Raw genomic sequence first — 6,058 nt, forward strand, 5'->3', positions numbered from 1 at the left:
AGGACCGCGTCACCCCGTACCCCGAGCCGCGAACCTCGTCCGAAATACCGAACATCCAGGACAACGAAGGAAAGCTTGTGACCGACGCTTCCGTTCCGGCAGCCCGTCGTCTCCCTGCTCGCCCTCTGGGCGTACGCCACCGTCACCACCGCCCAGGACGTCTCCCGGCTGCGCCAGATCCAGCGCGTCGACTCGGAGGTCCGCGCACCCGTCACCGACGCCGTCGCCGCGCTCCAGGCCGAACGCGTGGCCGCCGTCCAGTACGCGACCGAGGCCCGCGCGGGCCAGGACGACACCCTGCGCCGCCTCGCGACGGCCACGGACCGCGCGGTGGCCCGACTGCGGCTCGGCAAGGACAGCACCGTCGCCGACGCCCAGGAACTGCCCTCCGGGGTCGCCCAGCGGCTCGACGCGTTCGTCACCGGCGCCGGACGGCTGCGCGCGGTGCGCGGCGCGGTGCTCGGCGGATCCGTCGACTGGTCCCAGGCGTACGCCCGTTACACCCGGACGATCTCCGACGCGTTCGCCGTGAACGGCGCCCTCTCCGGCATCCAGGACGCCGAACTCGGCTCCGACGCGCGCGTACTGCTCGAATTCTCCCGCGCCGGCGAAGCCCTCGCCCAGGAGGACGCCGTCCTCGCGGGCGCGCGCCTCACGGGCCGCCTCGACACCCAGCGGCTGCGTATGTTCGGTGGCGCCGCCGAGACCCGCCGCACCCTCACCGAGGCCGCCGTCGCAGACCTGCGCGGCCCCGAACAGACCGCCTGGCGGACACTGGCCCGCGACACCGCGTACACCGCCCTGACCGCCACCGAGAACCGGGTCCTCGCGAACACCCCCGGCGAACGGGCCCTCGCCGCAGCACCCGAGGCCGCCTGGAACAGCGCCCACGCGCGCGTGCAGAGCGGGATGCGGATGATCGAGACGGACGCCGGGCACGAGGTGGTCCGCCGCGCCGACCCCTTCACGCGCGGACTCCTCACCCCGGCCGGTGCCGCCGTCCTGCTCGGCCTCGCCGCCGTCATCGCCTCGCTCGTCATCTCAGTGCGCATCGGACGCGGCCTCGTCGTCGAACTCGTCAGCCTGCGCAACGGCGCCCTGGAGATCGCCCGCCGCAAACTCCCCGAGGCCATGCGGAAACTCCGCGCGGGCGAGGAGATCGACGTCCGCGCGGAGGCCCCGCCGGGACCCCGTGCGGAGGACGAGACCGGTCAGGTCGCCGAGGCCCTCACCACCGTCCACCGCGCCGCCCTCAGGGCCGCCGTGGAGCGCGCCGAACTCGCCAGCGGCATCTCCGGGGTGTTCGTCAACCTCGCGCGCCGCAGCCAGGTCCTGGTGCACCGTCAACTGAGCCTCCTGGACAGCATGGAGCGCCGCTCCGACGACCCGAACGAACTGAGCGACCTCTTCCGCCTCGACCACCTCACCACCCGCATGCGGCGCCACGCCGAGAGCCTCATCATCCTCTCCGGAGCCGCCCCCGGCCGCGCCTGGCGCAGGCCCGTCCCCCTGACCGACGTGGTGCGCGCCGCCGTCTCCGAGGTCGAGGACTACGCGCGCGTGGAGGTACGGCAACTGCCCGCCGCGTCCGTCGCTGGCGCCGCCGTCGCCGACCTCACCCACCTGCTCGCCGAACTCGTCGAGAACGCCGCCCAGTTCTCGCCCCCGCACACGCGCGTGCGCGTCACCGGAGAACCCGTCGGCAACGGGTACGCCGTCGAGGTCGAGGACCGGGGCCTCGGCATGGGCGCCGAGACCCTGGAACGGGCCAACCGCCGCATCACCCAGTCCGAGGCGCTCGACCTCTTCGACAGCGACCGCCTCGGCCTGTTCGTCGTCAGCAGGCTCGCCGCCCGCCACGGCATCAAGGTCCACCTGCGCACCTCGCCCTACGGCGGCACCACAGCCGTCGTCCTGCTGCCCACCGCCCTCCTGGACACCGGCAAGCCGGAACGTTCCGCCCAGGAAGCGGCACTGACCGCGGCGCCCGAGCACAGCGTGGAACCGGCGTACGCGCGCGTGCCGGGCGGCCAGGAACACGAGGCCGTACCGGCCCCCGCCGAACGGCCCGCGCTGGTGCCTTCGCCGGCATCGGCACAGGCGCCGCCCTCCCCCTCCTCCGACACGCCACCGCCCGGCGTCACCCCCCTGCGCCTGCACCGGCCCCCGGACGACGCACAGCCGCCCGCGGAACCCGACGACGACCTCCCGCGCCGCGTGCGCCAGGCGAGCCTCGTCCCCCAACTGCGCGGCCCGCGCACGGAGGAACAGCCCCGCCCGCACACCCCGCGCGACGACGGACGCACCCCCGAACAGGTCCGCGACCGCATGACCGCCTACCGCGCGGGCTGGGCCCGCGGCGGCGGCAGACAACCCGGCACCGCCGGGACGCACCCCAGCACCGAAGGAGACCCCGCATGATCCAGGAACCCGGCACGAGGCCGTCCCAGCGCTCGGGGGAACTCGACTGGCTGCTGGACGACCTGGTGATGCGCGTCGGCGAGGTACGGCACGCGGTCGTGCTCTCCAACGACGGCCTCGCCGTGGGCGCCTCCACCGACCTCGGCCGCGAGGACGCCGAACACCTCGCCGCCGTCTCCTCCGGCTTCCACAGCCTGGCCAAGGGCGCCGGACGGCACTTCGGGGCCGGCGGGGTGCGCCAGACCATGGTCGAGATGGACGACGGCTTCCTCTTCGTCGCCGCCGCCGGGGACGGCTCCTGCCTCGCCGTCCTGACCGCCGCCACCGCCGACATCGGCCTCGTCGCCTACGAGATGGCCCGCCTGGTCAAACGCGTCGGCGAACACCTCCACACCCCGCCCCGCGTCACCGCGCGCCCGCCCGCCGCCGGATGAGACACCGATGACCGACCAGCCGATCAGCGCCCAGTGGTACGACCACGACGCCGGGCCCCTCGTACGGCCCTACGCCATGACCGGGGGGCGCACCAGACCCGGCCCCACCGGAGTCCGCTTCGACCTCATCGCCCTCGTCACCCTCGACCCGGGTGCGCCCGGCGCCGACGGCGACCACGCCCTCGGCCCCGAACACCGGGCCCTGATCGACCTGTGCCGGATCGAGACGCAGTCCGTCGCGGAACTCTCCGCCGGGACCGACCTGCCCGTGGGCGTGGTCCGAGTGCTCCTCGGAGACCTCCTGGAGAGCGGCCGCGTCACCGTCAGCCGTCCGGTGCCGCCCGCGCACCTGCCCGACGAACGGATTCTGCGGGAGGTCATCGAAGGGCTCCGGGCGCTGTAGATGAACACCCGTCACCGCGCGCTCGTATACGTACGCATCTCGCGCCCACCAGGACACCGGAAAGAACAAGAACGGTCACGCAAGACGGATTGCGATCGAACCTCCCGCCGAAGGGCCGCGGTCGCCATCCTGCTGCCCTTGGACGACACCCGCGCACGCCGGCATTCCCGAGAGAAGTGATCCATGGCCTCCGAGCACCCCGACGCCACCGGCGAGACGGCCCCGCTGGCACTGAAGATTCTGGTCGCCGGCGGGTTCGGCGTGGGCAAGACGACCCTCGTGGGCGCGGTCAGCGAGATCAAGCCGCTGCGCACCGAGGAACTGCTCAGCGAAGCCGGACAGGCCGTCGACGACACCGACGGCGTCGACCAGAAGGTCACCACGACCGTCGCCATGGACTTCGGCCGGATCACCATCCGCTCCGGCCTGTCCCTCTACCTGTTCGGCACCCCGGGACAGGACCGCTTCTGGTTCCTGTGGGACGAACTCTCCCAGGGCGCCCTCGGCGCCGTCGTCCTCGCCGACACCCGGCGCCTGGAGGACTGCTTCCCGGCCGTCGACTACTTCGAGCACCGGCACATCCCGTTCGTCGTCGCCGTCAACTGCTTCACCGGCGCCCGCGCGTACGCCGCCCCCGACGTCTCCCGCGCCCTCGACCTCGACCAGGGCACCCCCGTCGTCCTGTGCGACGCCCGCGACCGCGACTCCGGCAAGGAGGTCCTCATCCGCCTCGTCGAGTACGCGGGCCGCATGCACACGGCCCGCCTCCTCGACTCCGTCGGCTGAGGCCTAGTCGGCCACCGCCTTCTGCGCCAGGACCTTCTCCACGGCCACCCGCACCAGCAGTTCGCCGGGAACGCCGTTGCGGGCGCCGAACTCCTCGGCGCGGTCCTCGCCCATGTAGCGGGCGCCGATCCTGGCCGCCCAGTGGCGGACCTCGTCGAGGTCCTCGCAGAGCGTGGCGCGGCCCTGGAGCACCACGTAGTCGAAGGGCGGACGGTCGTCGTCGACGCACAGCGCGACGCGGCCGTCCCGGGCCAGGTTGCGGCCCTTCACCGTCTCCTTGCCGGTGTTGAACACCAGGTCGTCCCCGTCGAGCAGGAACCAGATCGGGGCCACGTGCGGACTTCCGTCCGCGCGGACCGTGGACAGCTTCGCGGTACGGGTGCCGTGCGAGACGAACGCCCGCCATTCGTCGTCGGTCATCTTCTGCGCCATGCCGCCATCCTCCTTGCTCGGGCCCCCGAAACTGCGGAAGGGTGGCGGGCAAGTCCTCGCACGGGCGGGACTCAACGGGGAGTTGCACGCGGGGAGAGCGAAGCATGGGGCAGAACCAGGGACTCGACTGGCTGCTGGACGACCTGACCGAACGCGTCGACCACGTACGGCACGCACTCGTCCTGACGACCGACGGGCTGGTGGCCGGCGCCAGCACCGGACTGCGCCGCGAGGACGCCGAACACCTCGCCGCCGTCTCCTCCGGCCTGCACAGCCTCGCCAAGGGCTCCGGCCACCACTTCGGCGCGGGCCGGGTCCGGCAGACCATGGTCGAGTTCGACGACGCCCTGCTCTTCGTCACCGCCGCCGGAACCGGCAGCTGCCTGTGCGTCCTCACCGGCGTCGACGCCGACATGGGCCAGGTCGCGTACGAGATGACACTGCTCGTCAGCCGCGTCGGCGAACACCTCACGATGGACGTCCGCCGGCCGGAGCGAACTTCCCTCCCAGAGCGCTGACCTGCGCATTCCGGGGTGTATACGAAGTTATCCACAGGCTTGCCACGAGATCGGACAACACGGCTACGGTTTTTCCCGAGGGCACCGCGAACGGCGCGGAGCCCGACCTGAGAACGGGGGAGACCGGCCATGTCCCAGAACACCGGCGTCCGACCACATCCCTGCACCTGCACACCCACCCGCGCGGCCCGCGAACTGGGCGTCAAACGCGTCGAGCTGGACCTCGCCGTCCACCTCGGGCGGGTACGGACGGTGCCGGACGAAGGAGGTGGTGGCCGCCGCGTCCCGTACGCGGAGGTCGAACGGCTGCGCGCCGAACCGGACTTCCCCGAGGCCTTCCTCGAAGAGGTGCGCACCGTCGGCACCGGCGAGGCGGCCCGGCTCCTGCGGATCTCACCGGCCCGCTTCTCCCGCCTCGCGCGGCTCGGACTCGTCGTGCCGGTGCGGTTCTACCTCAACCGGTACCGGGCCGTCGTCTGGCTCTACCTCGCCGAAGAGCTCCGCCGGTTCGCCGCCGACGAGAACAACGCGCCCCTGCTCAGCGGCCGTACACCCGCGGACCTGCGGGACCGGCTCACCGAAGGGGCCGACCTCAGGCCGCGCAACTGGCGGGGCCGCCACCTCGGCTTCCTGCTCCGCCAGGCTGAGACCCCCTGGCAGCGGGCCGGCGCCCTCGCCGCCCTCCTCGACCCCGCCCAGGTCGCCGAACTGGTCCCCGACCCCTACGAACGGGCCCACCTGGGCCGCTCCCGCCCCACCCTCCCCGCCCACGGCACCCCAGGCTCCCCGTCCGCCCTGCTCGCCGAGGCCATCACGACCGCGGACGACCCCGACGAGATCGCCTGGCTGCGCGCGGACCTGACCCAGGCCCTCACCGAGGCCCGCACGACCTGCCCGGCACCCCGCCCGACCCGGACACCCGCACCGGCACCTCGCGCGGAACCGGCACCTCGCGCGGAACCGGCACCTCGCGCGGAACCGGCACCTCGCGCGGAACCGGCACCTCGCACGGAACCGACACACCGCACGGAGCCGGTACCGAAGCCCCGAGCCGAGCCCGCGCC

7 protein-coding genes are annotated in these 6,058 nt (G+C 73.2%); 6 read left to right on the forward strand and 1 reads right to left on the reverse strand.

Annotated features, from left to right (window positions below; translation table 11 throughout):
* Positions 1-114 precede the first annotated feature (114 nt).
* From ACVNF4_RS31050 to ACVNF4_RS31065, 4 genes are all read left to right on the forward strand, one after another.
* Positions 115-2,421 carry a sensor histidine kinase gene (locus ACVNF4_RS31050; RefSeq protein ID WP_461806218.1) on the forward strand — a complete coding sequence of 769 codons (2,307 nt, stop codon included), beginning with the start codon at positions 115-117 and terminating at the stop codon, positions 2,419-2,421.
* Positions 2,418-2,855 carry a roadblock/LC7 domain-containing protein gene (locus ACVNF4_RS31055; protein ID WP_461806213.1) on the forward strand — a complete coding sequence of 146 codons (438 nt, stop codon included), beginning with the start codon at positions 2,418-2,420 and terminating at the stop codon, positions 2,853-2,855. The genes ACVNF4_RS31050 and ACVNF4_RS31055 overlap by 4 nt, the downstream gene beginning before the upstream one ends.
* A gap of 7 nt (positions 2,856-2,862) precedes the next feature.
* Positions 2,863-3,258 carry a DUF742 domain-containing protein gene (locus ACVNF4_RS31060; protein ID WP_461806214.1) on the forward strand — a complete coding sequence of 132 codons (396 nt, stop codon included), beginning with the start codon at positions 2,863-2,865 and terminating at the stop codon, positions 3,256-3,258.
* Positions 3,259-3,441: 183 nt separating this feature from the next.
* Positions 3,442-4,044: a GTP-binding protein gene (locus ACVNF4_RS31065; RefSeq protein ID WP_055718008.1), complete on the forward strand. Its 603-nt coding sequence runs from the start codon at positions 3,442-3,444 to the stop codon at positions 4,042-4,044.
* A 3-nt stretch (positions 4,045-4,047) separates the two neighbouring features.
* Here the strand turns inward: ACVNF4_RS31065 and ACVNF4_RS31070 are convergent, their stop codons facing one another.
* On the reverse strand, positions 4,048-4,476 hold the full coding sequence (locus ACVNF4_RS31070; RefSeq protein ID WP_461806215.1) for a PPOX class F420-dependent oxidoreductase: 429 nt from the start codon (positions 4,474-4,476) through the stop codon (positions 4,048-4,050).
* 104 nt (positions 4,477-4,580) lie between these two features.
* Here ACVNF4_RS31070 and ACVNF4_RS31075 point away from each other — a divergent pair, with 104 nt between their 5' ends.
* Positions 4,581-4,994 (forward strand): roadblock/LC7 domain-containing protein, encoded by a 414-nt coding sequence (locus ACVNF4_RS31075; protein WP_461806216.1) that lies wholly within the window; start codon positions 4,581-4,583, stop codon positions 4,992-4,994.
* Positions 4,995-5,123: 129 nt separating this feature from the next.
* Positions 5,124-6,058, forward strand: a 935-nt coding sequence (locus tag ACVNF4_RS31080; RefSeq protein WP_461806217.1) for a DUF6397 family protein, incomplete at its 3' end; no start/stop codon positions are given.

This window comes from Streptomyces sp. S6 (assembly GCF_054880855.1).